Source organism: Pseudomonas frederiksbergensis (genome assembly GCF_035751725.1).
Lineage (GTDB): Bacteria > Pseudomonadota > Gammaproteobacteria > Pseudomonadales > Pseudomonadaceae > Aquipseudomonas > Aquipseudomonas frederiksbergensis_A.
Genome location: NZ_CP142104.1, coordinates 1,796,739 through 1,817,929, shown reverse-complemented (window position 1 = coordinate 1,817,929; position 21,191 = coordinate 1,796,739). Strand labels below are relative to the sequence as shown.

General features: G+C 60.4%; 25 protein-coding genes. 2 read left to right on the top strand and 23 right to left on the bottom strand.

Annotated elements, in window-relative coordinates:
* Window positions 1-60: 60 nt before the first annotated feature.
* Both VQ575_RS08120 and VQ575_RS08115 read left to right on the top strand, forming a co-directional pair.
* Window positions 61-405 carry a hypothetical protein gene (locus tag VQ575_RS08120; protein ID WP_039593670.1) on the top strand — a complete coding sequence of 115 codons (345 nt, stop codon included), beginning with the start codon at window positions 61-63 and terminating at the stop codon, window positions 403-405.
* A gap of 30 nt (window positions 406-435) precedes the next feature.
* Window positions 436-816: a Rho termination factor N-terminal domain-containing protein gene (locus VQ575_RS08115; RefSeq protein WP_325919423.1), complete on the top strand. Its 381-nt coding sequence runs from the start codon at window positions 436-438 to the stop codon at window positions 814-816.
* Window positions 817-956: 140 nt separating this feature from the next.
* On the opposite strand, the gene araH is transcribed toward VQ575_RS08115, so the two are convergent.
* The 23 genes from araH to VQ575_RS08000 all read right to left on the bottom strand — a co-directional run bounded on the left by araH (window position 957) and on the right by VQ575_RS08000 (window position 21,112).
* The gene (gene araH / locus VQ575_RS08110; protein ID WP_045156581.1) at window positions 957-1,925 is read right to left on the bottom strand and encodes an L-arabinose ABC transporter permease AraH; all 969 of its coding nucleotides are present in this window, start codon (window positions 1,923-1,925) and stop codon (window positions 957-959) included.
* Between the two features lie 10 nt (window positions 1,926-1,935).
* The gene (gene araG / locus VQ575_RS08105) at window positions 1,936-3,480 is read right to left on the bottom strand and encodes an L-arabinose ABC transporter ATP-binding protein AraG (RefSeq protein WP_039593667.1); all 1,545 of its coding nucleotides are present in this window, start codon (window positions 3,478-3,480) and stop codon (window positions 1,936-1,938) included.
* A 75-nt stretch (window positions 3,481-3,555) separates the two neighbouring features.
* Window positions 3,556-4,560, bottom strand: a complete 1,005-nt coding sequence (locus tag VQ575_RS08100; RefSeq protein ID WP_039593666.1) for a substrate-binding domain-containing protein — start codon at window positions 4,558-4,560, stop codon at window positions 3,556-3,558.
* 175 nt (window positions 4,561-4,735) lie between these two features.
* Window positions 4,736-5,554 carry an SDR family oxidoreductase gene (locus tag VQ575_RS08095; protein ID WP_325919422.1) on the bottom strand — a complete coding sequence of 273 codons (819 nt, stop codon included), beginning with the start codon at window positions 5,552-5,554 and terminating at the stop codon, window positions 4,736-4,738.
* A 237-nt stretch (window positions 5,555-5,791) separates the two neighbouring features.
* The gene (locus VQ575_RS08090; RefSeq protein WP_039593664.1) at window positions 5,792-6,667 is read right to left on the bottom strand and encodes an SMP-30/gluconolactonase/LRE family protein; all 876 of its coding nucleotides are present in this window, start codon (window positions 6,665-6,667) and stop codon (window positions 5,792-5,794) included.
* Window positions 6,667-7,410 (bottom strand): FadR/GntR family transcriptional regulator, encoded by a 744-nt coding sequence (locus VQ575_RS08085; protein WP_039593663.1) that lies wholly within the window; start codon window positions 7,408-7,410, stop codon window positions 6,667-6,669. The genes VQ575_RS08090 and VQ575_RS08085 overlap by 1 nt, the downstream gene beginning before the upstream one ends.
* Before the next feature lie 132 nt (window positions 7,411-7,542).
* On the bottom strand, window positions 7,543-8,103 hold the full coding sequence (locus VQ575_RS08080) for a DUF1285 domain-containing protein (RefSeq protein WP_325919421.1): 561 nt from the start codon (window positions 8,101-8,103) through the stop codon (window positions 7,543-7,545).
* 15 nt (window positions 8,104-8,118) lie between these two features.
* Window positions 8,119-8,724: a DUF4823 domain-containing protein gene (locus VQ575_RS08075; protein ID WP_039593661.1), complete on the bottom strand. Its 606-nt coding sequence runs from the start codon at window positions 8,722-8,724 to the stop codon at window positions 8,119-8,121.
* 103 nt (window positions 8,725-8,827) lie between these two features.
* The gene (locus VQ575_RS08070) at window positions 8,828-9,796 is read right to left on the bottom strand and encodes a GTP 3',8-cyclase MoaA (protein WP_039593660.1); all 969 of its coding nucleotides are present in this window, start codon (window positions 9,794-9,796) and stop codon (window positions 8,828-8,830) included.
* 138 nt (window positions 9,797-9,934) lie between these two features.
* Complete coding sequence (locus tag VQ575_RS08065) at window positions 9,935-10,573, bottom strand: TetR/AcrR family transcriptional regulator (protein ID WP_039593659.1); 639 nt, start codon at window positions 10,571-10,573, stop codon at window positions 9,935-9,937.
* A 383-nt stretch (window positions 10,574-10,956) separates the two neighbouring features.
* Window positions 10,957-11,751 (bottom strand): TatD family hydrolase, encoded by a 795-nt coding sequence (locus VQ575_RS08060; protein WP_045156586.1) that lies wholly within the window; start codon window positions 11,749-11,751, stop codon window positions 10,957-10,959.
* A gap of 11 nt (window positions 11,752-11,762) precedes the next feature.
* The gene (locus tag VQ575_RS08055; RefSeq protein ID WP_039593657.1) at window positions 11,763-12,119 is read right to left on the bottom strand and encodes a PilZ domain-containing protein; all 357 of its coding nucleotides are present in this window, start codon (window positions 12,117-12,119) and stop codon (window positions 11,763-11,765) included.
* A gap of 42 nt (window positions 12,120-12,161) precedes the next feature.
* Window positions 12,162-13,148, bottom strand: coding sequence for a DNA polymerase III subunit delta' (locus VQ575_RS08050; protein WP_325919420.1), 987 nt, complete (start codon window positions 13,146-13,148; stop codon window positions 12,162-12,164).
* Window positions 13,141-13,773, bottom strand: a complete 633-nt coding sequence (gene tmk / locus VQ575_RS08045; RefSeq protein ID WP_039593655.1) for a dTMP kinase — start codon at window positions 13,771-13,773, stop codon at window positions 13,141-13,143. The genes VQ575_RS08050 and tmk overlap by 8 nt, the downstream gene beginning before the upstream one ends.
* A 19-nt stretch (window positions 13,774-13,792) precedes the next feature.
* On the bottom strand, window positions 13,793-14,953 hold the full coding sequence (gene mltG / locus VQ575_RS08040) for an endolytic transglycosylase MltG (protein WP_080942562.1): 1,161 nt from the start codon (window positions 14,951-14,953) through the stop codon (window positions 13,793-13,795).
* A 3-nt stretch (window positions 14,954-14,956) separates the two neighbouring features.
* The gene (gene pabC, locus VQ575_RS08035; RefSeq protein WP_325919419.1) at window positions 14,957-15,772 is read right to left on the bottom strand and encodes an aminodeoxychorismate lyase; all 816 of its coding nucleotides are present in this window, start codon (window positions 15,770-15,772) and stop codon (window positions 14,957-14,959) included.
* The gene (fabF, locus tag VQ575_RS08030) at window positions 15,772-17,016 is read right to left on the bottom strand and encodes a beta-ketoacyl-ACP synthase II (protein ID WP_039593652.1); all 1,245 of its coding nucleotides are present in this window, start codon (window positions 17,014-17,016) and stop codon (window positions 15,772-15,774) included. Before fabF ends, pabC begins: the two co-directional genes overlap by 1 nt.
* Window positions 17,017-17,124: 108 nt before the next feature.
* Entirely contained in the window at window positions 17,125-17,361 is a 237-nt protein-coding gene (gene acpP / locus VQ575_RS08025) for an acyl carrier protein (protein WP_003175607.1), read from the bottom strand.
* A gap of 191 nt (window positions 17,362-17,552) precedes the next feature.
* Window positions 17,553-18,296: a 3-oxoacyl-ACP reductase FabG gene (gene fabG, locus VQ575_RS08020; protein ID WP_039593651.1), complete on the bottom strand. Its 744-nt coding sequence runs from the start codon at window positions 18,294-18,296 to the stop codon at window positions 17,553-17,555.
* Window positions 18,297-18,311: 15 nt separating this feature from the next.
* The gene (fabD, locus tag VQ575_RS08015; RefSeq protein WP_045156589.1) at window positions 18,312-19,250 is read right to left on the bottom strand and encodes an ACP S-malonyltransferase; all 939 of its coding nucleotides are present in this window, start codon (window positions 19,248-19,250) and stop codon (window positions 18,312-18,314) included.
* A 123-nt stretch (window positions 19,251-19,373) separates the two neighbouring features.
* Window positions 19,374-20,384 carry a phosphate acyltransferase PlsX gene (gene plsX / locus VQ575_RS08010; RefSeq protein ID WP_080942563.1) on the bottom strand — a complete coding sequence of 337 codons (1,011 nt, stop codon included), beginning with the start codon at window positions 20,382-20,384 and terminating at the stop codon, window positions 19,374-19,376.
* 4 nt (window positions 20,385-20,388) lie between these two features.
* Window positions 20,389-20,571: a 50S ribosomal protein L32 gene (gene rpmF, locus VQ575_RS08005; RefSeq protein WP_003179396.1), complete on the bottom strand. Its 183-nt coding sequence runs from the start codon at window positions 20,569-20,571 to the stop codon at window positions 20,389-20,391.
* A 13-nt stretch (window positions 20,572-20,584) separates the two neighbouring features.
* On the bottom strand, window positions 20,585-21,112 hold the full coding sequence (locus tag VQ575_RS08000) for a YceD family protein (protein ID WP_003204262.1): 528 nt from the start codon (window positions 21,110-21,112) through the stop codon (window positions 20,585-20,587).
* Between the last annotated feature and the right edge of the window lie 79 nt (window positions 21,113-21,191).

Here is a 21,191-nt window from a genome sequence, read left to right as displayed (position 1 = left end):
CCAACCCCGCTGCAGCGCGGCCAAAAATCTGGCAAGCATTCCAAAATTGGAGGCGACACCATGATCAATTCAAGGCTGACTGCATTCACCTTCGCAGCATTGATATCTTCGGGGGCTTTCGCCGCCACGACCAGTGGCACCGGGCCGACCGACCCGGTTCAGGCACCCAATTCACCTGCCACCCAAGGTTTACCCAAGTTGAATACTGATGGCACGGGCGGCACCTTGAACAATGGCCAGCCGCCCGCCACCGGCACCGATCCGCGGGTCCAAGGCAACGACACCGGCCGTCAAGGCGGGATGAACACACCGGACTCCACCACGCCCGACAATGCCGATACCGGTGTGGGTTCGAAAACGACCACCGGAGGTTCGGGTTCAGAAGGCGGCGCCGCCAGCCAGTAACTTTTCCCAGACGTCGAGGAGTACGGTCCCATGCCTCGTGGAAGCAAAGACAAATACACCGACAAGCAAAAGCGCAAGGCCGAGCACATCGAAGAGAGCTATGAGCAAAAAGGTGTTTCGGAAGGCGAAGCCGAGGCTCGGGCCTGGGCGACGGTAAACAAGCAGTCCGGAGGTGGTGAGCGCTCTGGCGGATCCGGAAAGAAAAAACCGGCCGAGGCGAAGCAATCCGACCGTAAGGGATCCGCGCGCCGCGCAGCCAAGTCGCGCGAAGGCCATCCGCGCACCAGCAAAGCCTCCCATGAGGCCCAGACCGTGGACAGCCTGATGAAGGAAGCCCGGGCGAAGAACATCCCCGGGCGTTCGAAGATGCGCAAGCAGGAGCTGGTCGAAGCGTTGCGCAAGGCGGGATGACTGTTGGCGCCAGGGAGGACGCCTTCGCGAGCAAGCCCGCTCCTACACCGGTTTGCGCTGTGCCGAGACCTTGGCCCCTGGCACAAACCTTGTGGGAACGGGCTCGCTCGCGATGGCCGCGAATCAGCCTCCGTTGACCTTCAACGCTGCTTCAATCGGTCAATCACCACCGCCAGCAACAGAATCGAGCCGCGGATGACGTATTGGTAGAAGGTGTCGATGTTCTTCAGGTTCATCGCGTTCTCGATGATCGCCAGGATCAGCACGCCGGCGATGACATGGCGAATCATGCCGATCCCGCCGCTCAACGAAACACCGCCCAGTACACAGGCCGAAATCACGGTCAACTCGAAGCCCTGGCCAATCATCGGCTGGCCGGAAGTCATGCGCGACGCCAGGATCACCCCAGCCAGAGCGCCAATCAAGCCATGCACGGCGAAGATGATGATCTTGGTCCGATCAACGTTCACCCCTGCCAACAACGCGGCTTCCTGATTGCCACCAATGGCCATGGTGTTGCGCCCGTAGGTGGTGTAGTTCAGCAGCCAGCCGAAAAACAGGAAGCAGGCGATGGTGATCAGGATCGGCACCGGCACACCGAACATCTGGCCGTTGCCGAAGACGAAGAACGATTCCTGGGACACGCCCACGGCTTTGCCGTCGGCAAAAATGTAGGCCAAGCCGCGGACGATCTGCATCGTCGCCAGGGTGGTGATCAGTGCATTGACCCGCAGTTTTGCAATCACGATGCCGTTGATCAGGCCGACGATCAGCCCCATCACCAACGCCGCACTCACGCCCAGAAGCATGCTGTCGGTATCGCGCATCACCACAGCTGCAACCACGCCGGCACAAGCAATCACCGAACCCACCGACAAGTCGAAATGCCCGGAAGCCAGGCAATACAACATGGTGCAGGCCGCGATGCCGGTGGTGGAAATCGCCAGGCCCAGGCCGCGCATGTTCAGAGGCGACAGGAAGTTGTCGATCAGCAGGGTGCAGAGCACGAAGATGCCGACGGCCGCCAGCAGCATGACCCAGTCATCGAGGAAACGGCGCAGGTCGAGGGGCTTGCGTGCCGTTGGCAGGGCATTGTTTTGAATGGTCATGATTTACCTCTCAGTTCGCCGCGTCGGCAACGCGTTGGCGCGGCAGCGCCAGTTGCAGCAGGTTGGATTCGTCGGCCTGGTCACGTGGCAACTCGCCGCGCATGGCCCCTTCACAGAGCACCAGGATCCGGTCGGAAATGCCCATCACCTCCATGAGGTCGCTGGACACCACAATCACCGCGATGCCATCGGCCGCCAGGTTGTGGATGATCTGGTAGATCTCGGCCTTGGCGCCGATATCGATGCCACGGGTCGGTTCGTCCAGCAGCAGGACTTTCATCGGCATCGACAGCCAGCGGCCCAAAATCGCCTTCTGCTGATTGCCGCCGGACAGGTACATGATTTTCTGGCTGGCCGCTGGGGTCTTCACTTTCAACGACTTGATCTGCTTGTCGGCATTGCCCCGCTCCCAGTCGCCACGCAGCAGGCAGCCAAGCGCGGAATGCGCCGGACGAGCGCTGATGTTGATGTTCTCGCCCACGCTGCCCAACGGGATGATGCCTTCCTTCTTGCGATCTTCCGGGCAGAGCAGCACGCCAGCGGCGATGGCATCCCGGGGTGAACGCAGTTTCAGTTCCTTGCCATGCAGCACCAGGCTGCCCTCGCTCTGGCGCTCCAGGCCACTGAGCAAACGCAGCAACTCGGTACGACCGGCGCCGACCAGCCCGAACAGGCCGAGGATCTCGCCCTTGTGCACCTGGAAACTCACCGGTTCGCGCAAACCCGGCCCCAGCAGGCCCTTCACTTGCAGCGCCACATCGCCGCGCTCCCGAGGGCGATAGTCATAGATGTCCTGGATATCGCGACCGACCATGCAGGTAACCAACTGATCGTGGGTCAACTCGCTCATGTTTTCGAAGGTCCGCACATAACGACCGTCTTTGAAAACCGTCACCGCATTGCAGATGCGGAACACCTCTTCCATGCGGTGGCTGACGTACAGCACCACTTTGCCCTCGTCCCGCAGACGGGCAATGATCGCCATCAAACGGTCGATTTCCCGGGCCGACAGGCTGCTGGTCGGTTCGTCGAAGGCAATGACATGGGCGCCACGGGACAAGGCCTTGGCGATTTCTACCAGTTGGCGTTGGCCAAGGGACAGGCGACCGACTTTTTCCTGCGGGTCGATTTCGTCCGCCAGGCCTTTGAGCAGCGTCAGCGCCTGCTGGCGCAGCACGCCACGATTGACCAGGCCGAAACGCGCCGGCAAATGGCCAAGGAACAGGTTTTCCGCGACGGTCATTTCCGGCACCAGATGCAGTTCCTGGTGAATCACCGCCACACCGCTGGCAATGCTGTCGGCGGTGCCTTTGAACGCCATCGTCTGTTCGCCGATCTGCAAGTCACCGCTGCTCGGAATGTAGGCGCCACCGAGAATCTTGAGCAAGGTGGACTTGCCCGCGCCGTTCTCGCCCATCAAGGCATGAACCTGCCCCGGATGCGCGACGAAACTGATATTGGCCAGCGCCTGCACGCCGGGAAAGGACTTGCCGATCCCGTTGAACCGCAAGCTGCCGCCGATGCTGTGTTGCCGTGTCGCTGTTTGCGCTTGCATAACCACCTCGAACTTACAGAGATCAAGCGACCCGATCACGCTTGTGACCGGGGCCGCTTTTGAATCAACCGACCGTCAGTTCCACAGGCCGATCTTTTCCAGCTCTTGCTTGAAGTTCTCCCGGGTGATCAGCGTCACCTCGTCCATGGCGGTGTACTTCGGCGGTTCCTTGCCGGCGGTGATCCACTCGTACATCATTTCGGCAGTCTTGTAGCCTTCGATGTGCGGGCTTGGCAGCATCGAACCGAAGAAGCCACTGTTCGGTTTCTTCAGCTCGCCGATGGCGTCGGTGCCGTTGATGCCGATACCGATCACGTTGGCTGCCTTGAACCCGGCTGCTTCGGTGGCGCGCACGCCGCCCAGCACGGTGTTGTCGTTCATGCCGCCGATGATCAGGTTTTTCGCGGCGCTTGGCAGCTTCACCAGCGCCGAGTTGGTGGAGTCCATGCTGCCGGGAACGTCGAGGGTCTTGAGCGCAGCGAACAAGATATGGTCTTCCGGCATCCCGGCTTTTTTCAGGGCATCGACCGAACCGTCGGTGCGCTTCTTGCCAGTGTCCAGTTCGTTATAGGTGTTGATCACCGCGTAAGTGTCTTTCCAATCCCAGTTGCGCTTTTTCGCTTCAGCGGCCATGGCGGCGCCTTGCTTCTGGCCGACCTCGAACGCGGCCATGCCCAGGTACGGCACGTCTTCCATGAACTTGCCTTTGGAATCGACGAAACGGTCGTCGACGGCGATCACCTTGAGGTCGTTGAGTTTGGCCTTGGCCATGATGGCCGGGCCGAGGGACACGTCCGGCGGGCAGATCACGAAACCCTTGGCACCGTTGGCGGCGAGGCTGTCGATGGCCGAGAGGGTCTTCTCGCCGTCAGGCACGGCGATCTTGATCAACTCAAAGCCTTTATCCTTGGCCGCCTTCTCCGCGAACGCCCATTCGGTCTGGAACCAAGGCTCCTCCGCCTGCTTGACCAGGAAACCGATTTTTACCGCTTCGGCCGCCAGCAAGTGGCTGCTGAGGCTGAACGCGGTAACCGCCAGGGCGGCGCGACACAGGGAACGGATCCCACGACGATGTTTCATAGCTGACTCCTTGTTTTTTTTATTGAAAGCCAAACGTCCAGGGATCTGCTCCACCGTCGGTGGAATTGCGCAGGCTGGCCGGTCAAAACGTGTTACTGCACAGCATAGGTTTAAATAGTCATATCGTATGATGATTGGATTACAGGCGAAGTTTCCTACCGCAATCCAAGAATATTCAGTCGTGGTACATGACCGAACGTCCACCATCGATGGTGATGCATGAGGCATTGATAAACGGTGCTTCGTCACTGGCCAGGAACACGGCCGTCATCGCCACTTCGATCGGCTGCCCGATGCGCCGCGGCGGGTGCAGGTCCAGTGCGCGCTGGCGTTCGGCCTGGGGATCGGCGAAACCGTTCCAGTAATCGATGTTCAGTTGCGTCTCGATGTAGCCCGGCGCGATGGCATTCACGCGCACGCCCTTGGGTGCGTACTCGATGCCCAGGGCACGGGTCAGGCCCAGTAGGCCATGCTTGGCGACGGGATACGGGAAACAGCCAGGAATGATGTGGGACGAATGGGTCGACGCGATGTTGATAATGCTGCCCGCGCCCTGCTCGATCATTTGCGGCAACACGGCCTTGCAACCGTACCAGGCGCCATCCAGGTCGATGGCGAAGCAACGGCGCCAGTCCTCTTCGGTCATTTCCAGCGGATCGCGGAACACATTGACGCCAGCGCAATTCACCAGCACGTCGATGCGACCGTGCAGCTCGACAGCCCGGCGGGCCATGGCGTGCAAATCCTGCTGGTTCGAAACGTCGGCTTTGAGCGCCTGCACATCCGCGCCCTGGCCGCGCCAATGAGCGGCGACGGCTTCGACCTTGTCAGCCTGGATATCGCTGATCACCAGCCGGGCCTGTTGCGAAGCGAACGCCGCGACAATGGCCTCGCCGATGCCTTGGGCCCCGCCAGTCAACAGCACGACCTTGTTTTTCAGTCGCTCGCCCTTCACAGGTTCAGGCACGGGCGGCAAGCGAAGCGCTTCAACCATGGACCGCGTCTCCTGCACGAAAACACGACAAAAACCGCCCATCTACCGATGGCCGGTGCAAAAGCTGTCGAGTCAACACTGATTCGCGAACGCCGCTGGGGCGGGCAGGAGAAAAACGATGCATCACTTCACCTGTTTTGTTTTTTTAAGTGTGAGTGCGTATTGCTGATGGAGCCGACTATAAACCCGACCGCCAAATAATCTCAATATATATATTTACATCCCATATTATGGGATCTATCCCGCAAACCGCGTGCAAGCCATACCCGGTACATCGACGCGCATGGACAGCACCGCACCGTCCAGCGGATGGCCCAGTGGGCTCGCCGCGCTGGTGATGTAGAGCGTCTTCAGGTCTTCGCCACCGAACACACAACTGGTCGGGCGACTGACCGGTAGTTCGATCACCCGATCGACCTGCCCGTCCGGGGTCAGGCGCAACAGGCAACTGCCGTCCCAGCGCGCGTTCCAGATATAGCCCCGTGCATCCATCGCCGAACCATCCGGTCCGCCACGGGAATGGGGTCCGAACCAGACTTCAGCGGGCGCCAGTTTTCCATCGGGGTAGATAAAATGCCGATACAGCGTTCCGTCCAGGCTTTCGCCAAAATAGACCGTCGTGCCATCGGGGCTCCACAACAACGTATTGGGAATGCCCAGGCCACGCAGCAACGGCATCACGCGACCGTCGCCGCCGACACGGAACAGCCCGCCGGAGCGTCGCTCGATGGGCAAGTCTTCGCCATCCTCACCGATGTTGTTCTGCATGGTGCCCAGCCAGAGTTGGCCCAAGGCATCGCAGCGGGCTTCGTTGGCGCGATTGCCTGGCTGGGGGTCCGCCATGCACAGCAACTTCAGACGCGGTTCCAGGCCTGGCGAATCCAGGTCCAACCGGTAGACGCCACTGCTCAGCGTCACCAGGGCATCGCCGCTCTGGGTCGGAATGAACGCGGAGATGTGTTCTGGCATCTGCCAGATCTGCACATTCTTGCCGATCAGCCGCAGGGCTTGCTTGCCGGCGATATCGACCCAATACAGCGCCTGGGTCGGCTCATCCCAGAAAGGCCCCTCGCCGAGCTTTGCCCGATGCTCCGTCACCGCCGTCCACTTCATCAAAACCTCCTGTTCCCGGCTTTCCCGGCGTTGTCTGTTCGACCGGCCATTACATCGGGGTAAAAACGCTTGATGGCCAGGTCTGCGTTATCGATCAGCGTCATGCAGGCCCAGACGCCTCGCGTCGCGTCCCGGGCCGCGATGGCTTCGGCGATATCCTTGTGGATCGGCAAGGTGCGACGCAATTCGTCAGGGTCGGCGGCGGACACCTCGAACGAAACCGCCAGCAACGCGCCGAGGGCCGGGACCATTTGTTCGATGAATTGATTATGGCTGGCCGCGAGGATGCATTCGTGAAAGAACTGGTCGGCGCGGTTGTAATCCGCACCGCTGTCCACCGCCCGCTCCAGCGCATGATAGGCCAGGCGGATCGCCTGCACCTGGTCTGCCGTCGCCCGTTCACATGCCCAGCGCACCGCCATGGGCTCGATGGTACGGCGCAGGTCCAGCAAATCGTCGACGAAATTCTCCGGCAACCCGCTGCGTGACAGCCAGCCCACGACTTGTGGATCAAAGAGGTTCCAGCGGCGCACCGGCAGTACCCGCGTACCGACCTTCGGCCCGACTTCCAGCATGCCTTTGGCGACCAAGGTCTTGATGGCTTCGCGAATGACCGTGCGGCTGACACCCAGTTGCTCGCCCAAGTCTGCTTCGACCTTGATGGTTTGCCCAGGCTTGACCTGGCCGGCGGCGATCCAGCCCCCGAGCCAATCGACGGTCGATGCGTGAAAACTGCTGGACATGGATACCCCGTGGGCGTTTTTTTGTTAGGCGCCCACGCTAATCATCATATGATTGGGTGTCAATTTGAATTTTTGCATTCTCACCTGTGGGGCGAGCTTGCTTGCGATAGCGGCGCCTCGGTGCCCAGAGGGTCAGGGCTCAAGGCCGATGGGGAAAAACTCGCCGCCACTCCAGACGCCCAGCCATCGTTGCCCATCGATCTCGCGGCTCACGGCCAGCTCCACCAGTTGATAGAAGACATTGCGATGGATCAGCGCTTCGAGATTGCTGCGCACATGAACATAGGGTGCCGGTTCCTGGGTCTGCGGATCGATCATCACCCGCATTGGATGTTCGGGGCCGGCCTCGGTGGTTTCATCGACATTGGTGGTGAAGCGCAACAACTGCCCTTCGCCGTTCCCTTCGACCTCCAGGGTCACGGCCACAAACGGCGCGTCATCGACCTTGATGCCGACTTTTTCCACAGGGGTAATCAGGAAGTAATCATTGCCGTCGCGGCGAATGATGGTGGAGAACAGCTTGACCATCGGCTTGCGTCCGATGGGCGTCCCCAGGTAATACCAAGTGCCATCGCGGGCGATGCGCATGTCGATGTCGCCGCAGAAGTCAGGGTTCCACAAGTGGACCGGCGGCAGGCCTTTGCTCTTGGGGATCTGCCCCAGCAGGTCATTGGCTTTTTGCGGTCCGCTCATGGTGCCTCCTTCTATTTATTCGTTGCTCATTCCCAACAAGCTGCGGGCATACTCACGCAACGGCGCGGCAATGAGATCCTGTGGCTGCTTGTCGTGCAACGTCAGCAAACCGCCACGGCTCTTGATGCGTGCAGTATCAATCAAATACTGGGTGCTGGTCTCGATCAACATGATTTGAATCACACTGGTGTCGACACCCAGGCGGTCCACCGCCTCTTCATCCAACCATTCGTCGGTGTTGCCGATGCGGTTGTCCGCCTTGGCGAAGCGGGTGTAAAGCAGGTAATGGGCACCAGCGGCCCGCGCCTCGCCCATGGCTTGGTCGAGGCCTTCGGGGACCCGGGCGCGACGAACCATGGGGAAATATTCGATGAAACCATTGAAGGCTTCTTCAGCCACGACATTGGGCCGCGGATAGGCGCTGCCTGGCGGAGCGAAAGCTCCTTGGGCAATGTAGATGAAGGAATCCGGCTGAATGCGCAGGTTGTTCACACGGCGGCTGTCGCTATGGTCCAGCAGGCCGGCATCGCTCATGTGATAACGAACGCCCTCCCCCATATCGCTGACATTCATGCAGCCACCAAGCGTCAAAACGGTCAGCAGCAAAAACAGGCTACGCATCCTATCCTCCAAAAACCGGTGACGGAAAACCGGCGAATGGCCATTGGATGCAGCTTTTGCGCCAGTCCTTGGGCTGATTGGATTTTCAGCTTGGAAAGCCCACTTAACCGCCAATGATCTTCATGATGGTTGCGCCACCGGAGAACGCCACTTCTTGCTTGTCGCCCAGCGCCTTGACCAACAGGCGCTGGAGCGCCGGCAGCGCCTGGTGACGGGGCTTGTCCAGCAGATCGCCGACGTAATGACGGTTGCTCGACGACAGACAGCCGTGCAGCCAACCGGTGGAAGACAAGCGCAGCCGCGAACAGGTCCGGCAAAACGGCACGCTTTCGTTGGCGATCACGCCGAAGTGCCCCAGCCCGGGAATTTCGTAGCGCACCGCCGTGGCATCGACGGGCGCATCGGCTTGCAGATATTCGTACTGGTCGCCAATCAGGGCCAGCAGTTGCTGGAGGCTGACGAACTGCTGGAGAAACGCATTGGAGTCCTTGGCCAGGTGGCCCATGCGCATCAACTCGATGAAGCGCAACTCGTAGCCACGCTCAAGGCAGTACTCGAGCAACGGCATGACCTGATCGAGGTTCTGCCCGCGCAGCGGCACCATGTTGACCTTGATCTTCATGCCCGCCGCCCCGGCCTGCTCCATGCCATCAAGCACCGTCGCCAGGTCGCCTCCACGGGCGATGCTGCGAAAGGCGATGGGGTCGAGGGTGTCGAGGGAAACGTTGATGCGGCGGATACCGGCGTTTACCAGCAAGGGCAGCTTCTTGGCCAGCAATTGTCCATTGGTGGTCAGGCTGATGTCCTCGAGGCCCATCTGCCCTACCGCCGTCATGAAACGCTCGAGCTTGGGGCTGACCAGCGGCTCACCACCGGTGATGCGCAACCGCTCGATTCCGGCCGCTTCGATCAGGTAGGCCACGCCACGTGCCATGGCCTCAGCCGACAGTTCATCCTGCGCAGCCACCAGCCGCTTGCCATCAGGCACGCAGTAGGTACAAGCGTAATTGCAGGCTGAGGTCAGACTGATCCGCAAATTGCGAAAACGCCTGCCTTGACGGTCAACGATCATGGATCACTCCGGCGAAAGAAAAATCGAGCCCGTAAAAATTGACCTAGAAATCAGGTTTTCGCAAGACCCAAGCCTGAGTATATTCCTGGGGCACTGCGCCACGTAAGCGGACATGGCGCAATCAAGCAGCTGAATGCCTCAACTGCTCGGGGTATCGGTATCGCGCTTGCGCTTGTTGCCCATGCGCACCCCGATATCCATCAGGAACTGGAAGAAGCCTTCCTGGTCTTCCAGCACATTGCTCCAGAACGGCGAGTGGTACAGCGCCACGGCGCCGTGCACCAGTGCCCAGGCAGCGCAATAGTGGAAATAAGGGGGAACGTCTTCGAGCTTGCCTTCGCTGATCCGGCCCTTGATCAACAGGGTCAGGCGATCGAAGTTCGAGGCACGGATCTTGTGCAGCTCCTCGACCATCTCCGGTACCTGGTTGCCCTTGACCACCTTCTCTTCGAGGCGGTCGAACAAGCGGTAACGCTGCGGGTCGCGCATGCGGAACTCGAAGTACGCCCGGGACAGGGCCTCCTTGTCCTTGTCGACATCGGCCGAATGCAACAGCTCGTTCAGATCCCGCTCGTAATCGAGCATCAGCCGCAGATAGATCTCGGCCTTGGATTTGAAATGCTTGTAGATCGTGCCTTTGCCGATACCCACGGCATCCGCAATCATCTCGACGGTGACGCTGTCTTCACCCTGATCGAGGAACAACTTGAGCGCGGTGTCGAGGATTTCCTGCTCGCGGCGACGAAACTCGCGGACCTTACGGGGTTCTTTATGCATAAGAAAAAGGTCTGAAGGGTCAAAATTCGAAGCCCGGTATTATGCCTAAATTACGCAAAAATGCACGGATCATCCGCGCAGGGCCATAGTTCTTCAGAAAACCGTGCGCCCCCCACTTCTGCGCTTCACCCCAGCGAGCCGCCCGGGCAGGCTTTGCTGGCAGTGAGAACTTATCCGAAGCGAAACTATTCCAAATCTGTTTAAAAACCACCCTGGTCAAACTGGACGCGTTGCCATAGTGATCAATACTTGAACTGTCGGCGCGACATCTCCCCCAAGTGGCGCGCTGATAAAGGTACCAACGGACCGCGTGCCTTTGTTTTACTCCTAATGGTCTTAACCCGGATTCCCCCCCCAGAACCCGGGTTTTTTTTGCCCCGGTTTCAGGCCCTTGCGCAACGGACCCGAGCCAACGGGAACAGCCGCTTGAAGTTCTCCGTGGTCTGCTCCGCGAACCGGTCATAGGATTGCCCGCGCAGCATCGCCAGGTACTCCGCGACCTCCCGTACATACTGCGGAAGGTTTGGCTTGCCGCGATAGGGAATGGGCGCCAGGTAAGGCGAGTCCGTTTCCACCAACAAACGATCGGCCGGCACCTTGCTCGCGACGTCACGCAGGGCGTCGGCGTTGCGGAATGTGACGATGCCCGACAGGGAAATGTAATAACCCATGTCCAGGGCCGCCTTGGCCATGTCCCAATCCTCGGTAAAACAATGCAATACGCCGGCGTGGGGCAGCGCCGCGTCTCGCAACATTGCCAAGGTGTCGGCCCGGGCGCCACGGGTGTGGATAATCACTGGCTTGCCGGTCTGCCTCGAAGCCTCCAGGTGCAAGCGGAACGACGCTTGCTGGACCTCGGCAGCCTCCGGCTCGTAGTGATAGTCCAGGCCGGTTTCGCCGATGGCCACCACGCGCGGGTGGTCAAGCTCCTGCAACAGCCAATCCAGGGCGGGCGTGGCGTCGGGTTGCACATCCAGCGGGTGGATGCCCACCGAACAATCGACATCTTCATAGCGTTCGGCCAGGCGTTTGACGTCGCCGGCGTTGTCAGCGCTGACGCCGATGCAGAGAAAATGCCCTACTCCCCGCTGGCGGGCGGCATCCAGGGCGGCGTCAAGGGAGCCACCATGGGCGGCAAGGTCAAGGCGATCGAGGTGGCAATGAGAATCTACGAGCATAAAGGGCCAGGCTACATCGTATGGGTGGGACGGTCGGACTTGAGGGCTCCGGCCAAGTGGGTTTCGATCTGGTTGCGGGCCGAGTTGTCACCTTCGTTGAACTGCACGCCAACGCCGGCAGCCCGGTTGCCTTGGGCGCCTTTGGGGGTCATCCAGATCACCTTGCCAGCGACCGGGATCTTTTCCGGCTCGTCCATCAGGCTCAACAGCATGAACACCTCGTCGCCCAGACGATAATTCTTGTTGGTGGGAATGAACAGGCCGCCGTTCTTGATAAATGGCATGTAGGCCGCGTAGAGCACCGACTTGTCCTTGATGGTCAGGGACAGGATGCCGTTGCGTGGCCCGGGACTGACAGGTTCGTTCATGCTGATCTCCGCTGCGATTGAGCTCAGTCTAGGTCGTGCCTGTCAGTTTCGACCAGGCAAACTCGCCCATTGCACCAACAACGCCTCGAGCAACAACACGCGATTGAGGTTCGCCTTGCTCAGCACCTTCTGACGTTGGGCAAGGATCCAGTCCTGAATGTTCAAGATTTTGTCCTGGCTACTTTTTTGCGCCAGGTACCGGATCACTTTGCGCATGTCGGCCAAGCCGAGGCCGGCTTCGTCCTCGGTGAGCTGATAACGCAGGATCAGGCTCGACCAATCGCAGAACCAGTCAAACAGGAGCAACAGGGGAATGGTGTTCCAGCCTTCGGCCAATTGCGTCGGCGATTGTTGCTGCTTGAGCAGCTTCTTCACCCCGTCCACCACCAGCGCGCGCTGCTCGCGTACACCTTGGGCCTGGAGGCTGACGGCCGCCAACGGCGAGCCGGCGGCCAGGGTCAGCAGTTCGCCACGCTCTTCATCGGTGCTGTCAGGCAAGGCCTGGGCCAGCCACTGCAAGCTCATTGCCTCGCTGGGCAACGGGCAGGCCTGCTGCACGCAACGGCTCTTGATGGTTGGCAGCAAACGGCTCGGCTGGTGACTGACCAGCAACAGCACGGTATCGCCGGAAGGCTCTTCGAGGCTCTTGAGCAAGGCGTTGGCGGCGTTGATGTTCATCGATTCCACCGGCTCGATCAGTACAACCTTGCGCCCCCCCATCTGCGAGGTCTGGACCACGAAGCTGACCAAGTCACGGACCTGGTCGACCTTGATCGCTTTGTCGGCTTCTTCAGGCTCCAGTATGTAGTTGTCCGGATGACTGCCAGCCTTGAGCAGCAGGCAAGACTTGCACTCACCGCAGGCATTCGCAGCCGTCGGGGCCAGGCATAGCAGGCTCGCCATCAGGCGTTCGGCCAAGGCCCGCTTGCCGATACCAGCCGGGCCGTGCAGCAGGTACGCATGGGCGTGCTGCGTGCGGCCGGCCAGTTGCTGCCAGAGGCCGTCCTGCCAGGGATAGGCTTCAGCCACGGGCAAGCTCCAGCAAACGCGGCAACACTGTATCCAGCGATTGCTGGACCTGGGTCAATGGCTGCGCCGCATCGATCAACAGGTAACGCGTCGGATCAGCCTTAGCGCGCTCGAGGAAAGCGTTGCGCACGGCATTGAAGAAAGTCGCCCCCTCCAGCTCGAAGCGATCAAGCCTGCCACGCGCGCTGGCACGAGCCAGACCTACTTCCACCGGCAGGTCGAAAACCAGGGTCAGGTCCGGCCTCAGGCCACCCTGGACAAAGGTTTCCAGCGCAGCGATACGCTCGACGGACAAGCCTCGGCCAGCGCCCTGGTAGGCGTAGGTCGAATCGGTGAAGCGGTCACAAAGCACCACGGCGCCCCTGGCCAGCGCCGGACGAATCACTTCGGCCAGGTGCTGCGCCCTGGCGGCGAACACCAGCAACAGCTCGGTGTCGGGGTTCATGACTTCTTCGATGGGCGCCAGCAACACCTCGCGAATCCGCTCGGCCAGGGGCGTACCGCCTGGCTCGCGGGTCAGTACCACCTCGATGCCGGCGCTCCGAAGGCGTTCAGCCAGGTATTCGCGGTTGGTGCTCTTGCCGGCGCCTTCCGGGCCTTCCAGCGTGATAAACAAACCAGTCACGGGCGATCCTTAGTCAAAGTCATTGCGGGTCCGGCGGCTCGCTGGCATCCGGTTCGGGGGCCGGGTCCTGGGGTGGCACCTGGGGCACGGCCTCCGGCGCGGTATCAGGGGAGGCGGCGGGAATCGGTGCCGAATCCTCCGGCGTGGCCGGGGCCGGGCTGGAGCGGTAGTCGGCGCGGCGCTTGAGCTGGTATTCGCGTACCGCATTGTTATGCGTCTCCAGATCATCGGAAAACACATGGCTGCCGTCGCCACGCGCGACGAAGTAAAGGCTATTGCCGTCGGCCGGGTTCAATGCAGCGTGAATCGCCTCGCGCCCGACCATCGCGATCGGCGTTGGCGGCAGGCCCGGTACCAGGTAGGTGTTGTAGGGATTAGGCTCTTTCAGATGGGCACGGGTGAGCTTGCCGGTGTAGCGCTCGCCCAGGCCATAGATCACGGTAGGATCGGTCTGCAGCAGCATGCCCAGGCGCAGGCGCCGTACGAACACGCCGGCAATCTCGCCCCGCTCGCGGGGAACACCGGTCTCCTTTTCAATCAGCGAAGCCATGATCAGCGCCTGATACGGCTGGTTATACGGGACGTCGGCAGCACGTTGGGCCCATTCCTTGGCAAGCACATCGTCCAGCCGATCGTAGGCTTTTCTCAACAGATCGGCATCCGTCGTACCCCGTACGAAACGGTAGGTATCCGGGAAGAAGCGCCCCTCCGGAAACACCCCGGAATGGCCTAGACGATCCATGACCTGGCTGTCGCTCAGGCCTGTGAGCGTCTGCTGGAGTTTTTCATCCTTCGCCAACGCCGCGCGAACCTGACGGAAGTTCCAGCCCTCCACCAACGTCACGCTGTACTGCACCACTTCACCGCGTTTCCAGACGCCAATCAGCTCCTCCATCGTCATCCCCGGCACCATCCGGTACTCCCCGGTGTGCAGTGGCTGGCCAGCAAGATTGAAGCGCCAGTAGACCCGCAGCCAGAACGCATCCCGGATCAGCCCGTCGGCTTCGAGGCGATTGAGGGTTCCGGTCGGGGTGGTCCCGTTGGGCACGTCCAGCAACTCTTCCTGGGTGATGTTCAGCGGCTGTTGCAGCGCCGAATGAATCTTCCAGGCCGAAGCGCCCATCAACAGCCCTGCCAGAACCAGTCCGGTCTCCAGCAGCAGCAAGAATTTACGTCTCACGAATCAAGCATCCAATAGCGTACGGGCAAGGGTCTGCAGTTTACGGGTGAGTGGGCCAACCGACCAGCGTGCCGAACCGTATCCGAGTACCGGCCACACGCCATATACGCTGTTGCAGACAAAGACCTCATCAGCCTGGTGCAGCTGTTCGAGGCTGATATCAGTGATTTGCGTGGCAATGCCTTGGGACTTGGCTTGAAACAATAATTCGGCGCGCATCACACCGGCTACGCCACAACGGCTCAGGTCCGCTGTCAACAGAACACCGTCATGCACCAGGAACAGATTGCTGAACACGCCTTCGATCACCCGTCCCGACGTGTCCAGCATTAATCCTTCGGCATATTCGATGCCGCTCCATTCGGCGCGGGCCAATACTTGCTCCAGGCGATTGAGGTGCTTGAGACCGGCGAGCAAGGGCTGCTCGGACAAACGCACCGTGCAGGGAAACAGGCGGACACCTTGTTTGGCATGAATGGCGGGGTAAGCGGCCGGCGGGCTTCCTTGCAGGATACGCCTGGCCGGGGTCGAGGGATCGGCGGCATAACCGCGCAGGCTGTCGCCACGGGTCACGATCAGCTTCAATACGCCATTGTCCAGATTCTGGGCATAGGCAATCAGCTCAGCGCTCAGCACGCGCATATCGACGTTGAACGCCAGCCGCCGACATCCGGCTTCCAGGCGTTGCAGGTGACGCTCCAGCAGCACAGGGGTGCCGCCGTGCACGGCGATGGTCTCGAACAACCCATCGCCATAAGCCAGGCCGCGATCTTTCAGCGACAGGACGTCGGCCGGCTGACCGTCGACCCAGCTTTCCATCAGCCGGCGAACCGGCGGAACACCAGCGAGCCGTTGGTGCCGCCAAAGCCGAACGAGTTGGACAACACCACATCGATGTCCATGCTGCGGGCCGTATGCGGCACGAAGTCCAGGTCGCAGCCTTCGTCCGGCTCATCGAGGTTGATGGTCGGCGGCGCTGTCTGACTGTTGATCGCCAGTACGCTGAAAATGGCTTCCACCGCCCCTGCCGCACCCAACAGGTGACCGGTCATGGACTTGGTAGAGCTGACTGCCAGTTTATAGGCGTGCTCGCCGAACACCGTCTTGATCGCCTGGGCTTCAGCCAGGTCACCCGCCGGAGTCGAAGTGCCGTGGGCGTTGATGTACTGCACCTGCTCGCCGTTGAGCTTCGCGTCACGCAAGGCGTTGGCGATGCAACGTGCCGCACCGGCGCCATCGGCCGGTGGCGACGTCATGTGGTACGCGTCGCCGCTGGTGCCGAAGCCGATCAGTTCAGCGTAAATGGTCGCGCCGCGTGCCTTGGCGTGTTCCAGCTCTTCGAGCACCAGCGCACCGGCGCCGTCGGACAGGACGAAACCGTCGCGGCCCTTGTCCCACGGCCGGCTGGCCCGCGCTGGCTCATCGTTGCGGGTCGACAGCGCACGAGACGCGCCGAAACCGCCCATGCCGAGGCCGCAAGCGGCCATTTCGGCGCCACCGGCAATCATCACGTCGGCTTCGTCGTACATGATGTTGCGCGCGGCCATGCCGATGCAGTGGGTGCCGGTGGTGCACGCCGTGGCGATGGCGTAGTTGGGGCCCTGTGCACCCAGGTGGATGGACAGGAAACCGGAAATCATATTGATGATCGAGCCCGGTACGAAGAACGGAGAAATCCGTCGCGGTCCCGAATCATGCAGCGTGCGGCTGGTTTCTTCGATATTGGTCAAGCCGCCAATACCCGACCCCATGGCCACGCCGATGCGCTCACGGTTGGCGTCGGTGACTTCCAGCCCGGCATTGCGCACCGCCTGGAATCCGGCTGCCAAGCCGTATTGGATGAACAGGTCAAGCTTGCGAGCTTCCTTGACCGACAAGTATTCCTCGACATTGAAGCCCTTTACCGAGCCGCCAAAACGGGTGGAATAGGCAGAAAGGTCGGTGTGTTCGATCAGACCAATGCCACTACGGCCAGCCAGAATGCCCTGCCAGCTGCTCGGCACATCCGTGCCCAGTGGCGACAACATACCCATACCGGTGACTACGACGCGTCTACGCGACACAGCACTCTCCTTTTTCAAATGACGACTTTGCATCAGGCCTAAAGAAAAAACCGCACGCCGTGATGGCAGTGCGGTTTTTCCATGACAGCTAGCGACGACTAAAAACGATTACGCCTGGTGGCTGGTAACGTAGTCGATAGCAGCTTGTACAGTAGTGATCTTTTCAGCTTCTTCGTCAGGAATCTCGGTTTCGAATTCCTCTTCCAGAGCCATCACCAGCTCAACGGTGTCAAGGGAGTCGGCACCCAGGTCTTCGACGAAGGAAGCGGTGTTCACAACTTCTTCTTCTTTAACGCCCAGTTGCTCGGCAACGATTTTCTTGACGCGCTCTTCGATGGTGCTCATACCTTGTTTTCACTCCTAATGGACAAATTCAGGCAGCTGGCCGGTGGGTAAGTGTATAGAAAGACTTTTCGGTTTTTCAACCGAAAGCTTCACTCCTCGAACCCTGGGGCCCGCCGCCTATAAATAGATTGCAGCTTTATAACGGATTTTAGACAGCTCGTATGACATTTTTTTGAAGCAATCCGTCACATTTAACTCATGTACATCCCGCCGTTCACCGGGATTGTAGCCCCAGTGACGTATGCCGCACCGTCCGACGCAAGAAAAGCGACCACGGACGCGATTTCTTGAGCTTGCCCCAGACGACCCAGCGGAATCTGGGTCAACAAGGCTTCACGCTGTGCTTCCGGCAGTTCACGGGTCATGTCGGTGTCGATGAAACCCGGTGCAACCGAGTTCACCGTAATCGAGCGCGAACCGACTTCTCGTGCCAGGGCACGGCTGAAACCTTCCAGACCGGCTTTTGCCGCAGCATAGTTTACTTGGCCTGCGTTGCCCATGGCACCCACAACCGAGCCGATACTGATAATTCGGCCCCAACGAGCCTTGGTCATGCCGCGCAGGACGCCTTTTGAGAGCCGGTACAGGCTGTTCAGGTTGGTGTCGACAACGTCGAACCACTCCTCATCTTTCATGCGCATCATCAAGTTATCGCGGGTGATACCGGCATTATTGACCAGGATCGCCGGCGCACCGAACTGCTCCTGGATACTCGCCAACACCGCCGAAACGGACTCGTCGCTGGTCACGTTGAGTTCAAGACCGGTGCCCTGGATGCCGTTTTCCTTCAAGGTCGCGGCGATACGCTCGGCGCCCGAAGCGGAAGTCGCGGTGCCGATGACAATGGCGCCTTGACGACCCAATTCCAGGGCAATGGCCTGGCCGATGCCGCGGCTTGCACCGGTCACCAGTGCAACTTTACCTTGCAGACTCATGCAAGCTTCTCCTGTTCAGGCTTGCGCTGCGCGAGCGGCAGCGAAAGCGTCTGGGGTGTTGAGATTGGAAGTGGACACGCCTTCGGCGCAGCGCTTGTTCAGGCCTGCCAGCACCTTGCCAGGACCGCATTCGACCAGCTCGGTCGCGCCCTTGGCTGCCAGCGCCTGCACCGATTCAACCCAACGAACCGGCTTGTAGAGCTGCTCCAACAGGTCGCGCTTGAGGGTCTCCAGGTCCGCTGCCACGTTGGCGCTGACGTTCTGCACCACGGGAATCTGTGGAGCCTGCCAGTCGATGGCTGCGATCGATTCGGCAAAGCGCTCCGCAGCCGGACGCATCAGTTCACAGTGCGACGGCACGCTGACCGGCAGCGGCATGGCGCGCTTGGCACCACGGGCCTTGCAGCCTTCGATGGCACGCTCGACGGCGGCCTTGGCACCGGCGATAACCACCTGGCCCGGGGAGTTGAAGTTCACCGCGCTGACCACATCGCCTTGTGCCGCTTCGGCACAGGCGGCCAGCACGTCGGCGTCATCCAGGCCGAGGATCGCGGCCATGCCGCCCTGCCCGGCCGGAACGGCTTCTTGCATCAATTGGCCACGACGCTCCACCAACTTCACCGCGTCACCCAGGCTCAGGCTGCCGGCAGCGACCAGGGCGCTGTATTCGCCCAGGCTATGACCGGCAACGAATGCCGGGCGCGCACCGCCTTCAGCCAACCACAGGCGCCACAGCGCAACGGAGGCGGTCAGGATGGCCGGCTGGGTTTTATCGGTTTGATTGAGTTGCTCTTCCGGCCCTTGCTGGGTCAGCGCCCACAAGTCGTAGCCGAGTGCATCGGATGCTTCTTTGAATGTTTCCAGGATCAGCGGGTATTGCGCGCCCAACTCGGCCAGCATGCCGAGGGACTGCGAGCCCTGTCCAGGAAAGACGAATGCGAGGGAAGCAGACATGAAAACAAAGCCCCTAATGATCTTGTCGTCAAAAATTGACGCCCCTGGGGGCGCTAGGAAACTGACAGTTGGATGGCGGCTTGAACCGACCGGTCACATTTAAGCATTGTCGGACGAAAACGCCTAAGTTAACAAATCTTCGAGGCGCCCATGAAGGCGTTCCGGCAGGTTCTCCTGGATCTCGATCACAGCCCGGTTGATGGCGCTTTGAAACCCCTGCACCCCTGCCGAACCATGACTCTTGATCACGATCCCCTGCAACCCGAGGAAACTCGCGCCATTGTGTCGAGCGGGCGCAAGGTCCGCCTGCAAGCGACGCATCAACGGCAGCGCCAGGGCGCCCACCACCCGTGAGGCCAGGCTCTGCTTGAACAACGTCTCGATACGCTGGCCAATCATGGTCGCAAGGCCCTCGCTGGACTTGAGCAAGATATTGCCAACGAAGCCATCACAGACCACCACATCGGCCTCACCACGGTACAAACCATCACCTTCGACGAATCCGATGTAATTGATGCCTCGGGCATTTTGCAACAACGTCGCGGCCAGCTTGACCTGCTGGTTTCCCTTGATGTCTTCGGTGCCTATGTTGAGCAGCGCTACGCGAGGTCGCGCTATGCCCAGGGTTTGCGCTGCGACCGAGCCCATCACGGCGAATTGCAACAGGTGTTCGGCGCTGCAATCGACGTTGGCGCCCAGGTCAAGCAACTGGCAGAACCCGCGCTGGGTCGGAATCGCCGCCACCATCGCCGGACGATCGATCCCGGGCAGGGTCTTGAGGACATAGCGCGACAGCGCCATCAGCGCCCCGGTGTTGCCCGCACTGACACACGCCTGGACCTTGCCATCGCGCAACAGCTCAAGGGCTACCCGCATCGATGCGTCGGGCTTGCCACGCAGCGCCTGGGCCGGCTTTTCGTCCATCGCGATAACCTCGGACGCCGGCACGATCGACAGGCGCGCGCGATCCACAGCCGATTGGCCGCTGAGCATTTCTTCTAGAAGGGAGGGTTGACCGACGAGGGTCAGGTGCAGCGAGGGCGTGGCATTCAGGCAAGCAAGGCTGGCCTGGACAATGCTGCGGGGACCGAAGTCCCCGCCCATTGCGTCAATCGCGATGACTTGAGCGGACAAGTGATTACTCGTCGGCGCCCTTGTCGATCACTTTACGGCCACGGTATACGCCTTCTGGCGATACGTGGTGACGCAGGTGAACTTCACCGGTGGTTTTTTCTACAGACAGGGTGCTAGCCTCGAGAGCGTCGTGCGAACGGCGCATGTCACGGGCAGAGCGGGATTTTTTGTTCTGCTGAACAGCCATAATTGATTAACTCCTAAACGTTTGGGTCACGCTTTAACTGCGCCAATACACTGAACGGGTTGGACCGCGTTACCTCGTCCTCGCTCGGTTCGGGCTCATCTGCTCCCGCCGGCTGCTGGCATTCTTCCGGATGATGAGCAGGCACAATGGGCAAGGCGAGCAGAAGCTCCTCCTCGATCAGTGACTGCAGATCCAAAGGATCTTCGCCCAGTTCCAGCACGTCATAACCTTTCGGCAACGACTGGGTATTCGCACCCTCCTTCACCACGGCGTAACTGCATTCGCTGTGGATCGGCAGGGTGACCAGCTCAAGACAACGCTGGCAAACCATTTTGACTTCAGTGTCGATAAAGCTGTGGATCACCACAGATTTACGTTCATCTCGTTCAAAAACGAATTTGGCCTGGACCGTACCGACATCGTCGGAAAGCGGGTCGCAGAGTCTCTTCAAATCGGCCAGCAGCAGTTCACCTTGGAGGGTGGTGCCACGGTCAGCCAATTTGCGCGGGTCAACGTGAGGTGGAATCGGGTCATTCAACATAGGCGCAGCATTATAGGGATGCACCGGGCCATGTCAAAGGAAATTCAGCCCTGTCCGTCACTTGCGTGCCTGGCTAGAA

Excerpts from the sequence above, each read along its gene's own strand:
- VQ575_RS08120 (WP_039593670.1), top strand. The coding sequence starts at position 61 with ATGATCAATTCAAGGCTGACTGCATTCACCTTCGCAGCATTGATATCT.
- VQ575_RS08115 (WP_325919423.1), top strand. The coding sequence starts at position 436 with ATGCCTCGTGGAAGCAAAGACAAATACACCGACAAGCAAAAGCGCAAG.
- araH (WP_045156581.1), bottom strand. The coding sequence starts at position 1,925 with ATGACCATTCAAAACAATGCCCTGCCAACGGCACGCAAGCCCCTCGAC.
- araG (WP_039593667.1), bottom strand. The coding sequence starts at position 3,480 with ATGCAAGCGCAAACAGCGACACGGCAACACAGCATCGGCGGCAGCTTG.
- VQ575_RS08100 (WP_039593666.1), bottom strand. The coding sequence starts at position 4,560 with ATGAAACATCGTCGTGGGATCCGTTCCCTGTGTCGCGCCGCCCTGGCG.
- VQ575_RS08095 (WP_325919422.1), bottom strand. The coding sequence starts at position 5,554 with ATGGTTGAAGCGCTTCGCTTGCCGCCCGTGCCTGAACCTGTGAAGGGC.
- VQ575_RS08090 (WP_039593664.1), bottom strand. The coding sequence starts at position 6,667 with ATGAAGTGGACGGCGGTGACGGAGCATCGGGCAAAGCTCGGCGAGGGG.
- VQ575_RS08085 (WP_039593663.1), bottom strand. The coding sequence starts at position 7,410 with ATGTCCAGCAGTTTTCACGCATCGACCGTCGATTGGCTCGGGGGCTGG.
- VQ575_RS08080 (WP_325919421.1), bottom strand. The coding sequence starts at position 8,103 with ATGAGCGGACCGCAAAAAGCCAATGACCTGCTGGGGCAGATCCCCAAG.
- VQ575_RS08075 (WP_039593661.1), bottom strand. The coding sequence starts at position 8,724 with ATGCGTAGCCTGTTTTTGCTGCTGACCGTTTTGACGCTTGGTGGCTGC.
- VQ575_RS08070 (WP_039593660.1), bottom strand. The coding sequence starts at position 9,796 with ATGATCGTTGACCGTCAAGGCAGGCGTTTTCGCAATTTGCGGATCAGT.
- VQ575_RS08065 (WP_039593659.1), bottom strand. The coding sequence starts at position 10,573 with ATGCATAAAGAACCCCGTAAGGTCCGCGAGTTTCGTCGCCGCGAGCAG.
- VQ575_RS08060 (WP_045156586.1), bottom strand. The coding sequence starts at position 11,751 with ATGCTCGTAGATTCTCATTGCCACCTCGATCGCCTTGACCTTGCCGCC.
- VQ575_RS08055 (WP_039593657.1), bottom strand. The coding sequence starts at position 12,119 with ATGAACGAACCTGTCAGTCCCGGGCCACGCAACGGCATCCTGTCCCTG.
- pabC (WP_325919419.1), bottom strand. The coding sequence starts at position 15,772 with ATGGAAAGCTGGGTCGACGGTCAGCCGGCCGACGTCCTGTCGCTGAAA.
- acpP (WP_003175607.1), bottom strand. The coding sequence starts at position 17,361 with ATGAGCACCATCGAAGAGCGCGTCAAGAAAATCGTTGCCGAGCAACTG.
- fabG (WP_039593651.1), bottom strand. The coding sequence starts at position 18,296 with ATGAGTCTGCAAGGTAAAGTTGCACTGGTGACCGGTGCAAGCCGCGGC.
- fabD (WP_045156589.1), bottom strand. The coding sequence starts at position 19,250 with ATGTCTGCTTCCCTCGCATTCGTCTTTCCTGGACAGGGCTCGCAGTCC.
- rpmF (WP_003179396.1), bottom strand. The coding sequence starts at position 20,571 with ATGGCTGTTCAGCAGAACAAAAAATCCCGCTCTGCCCGTGACATGCGC.
- VQ575_RS08000 (WP_003204262.1), bottom strand. The coding sequence starts at position 21,112 with ATGTTGAATGACCCGATTCCACCTCACGTTGACCCGCGCAAATTGGCT.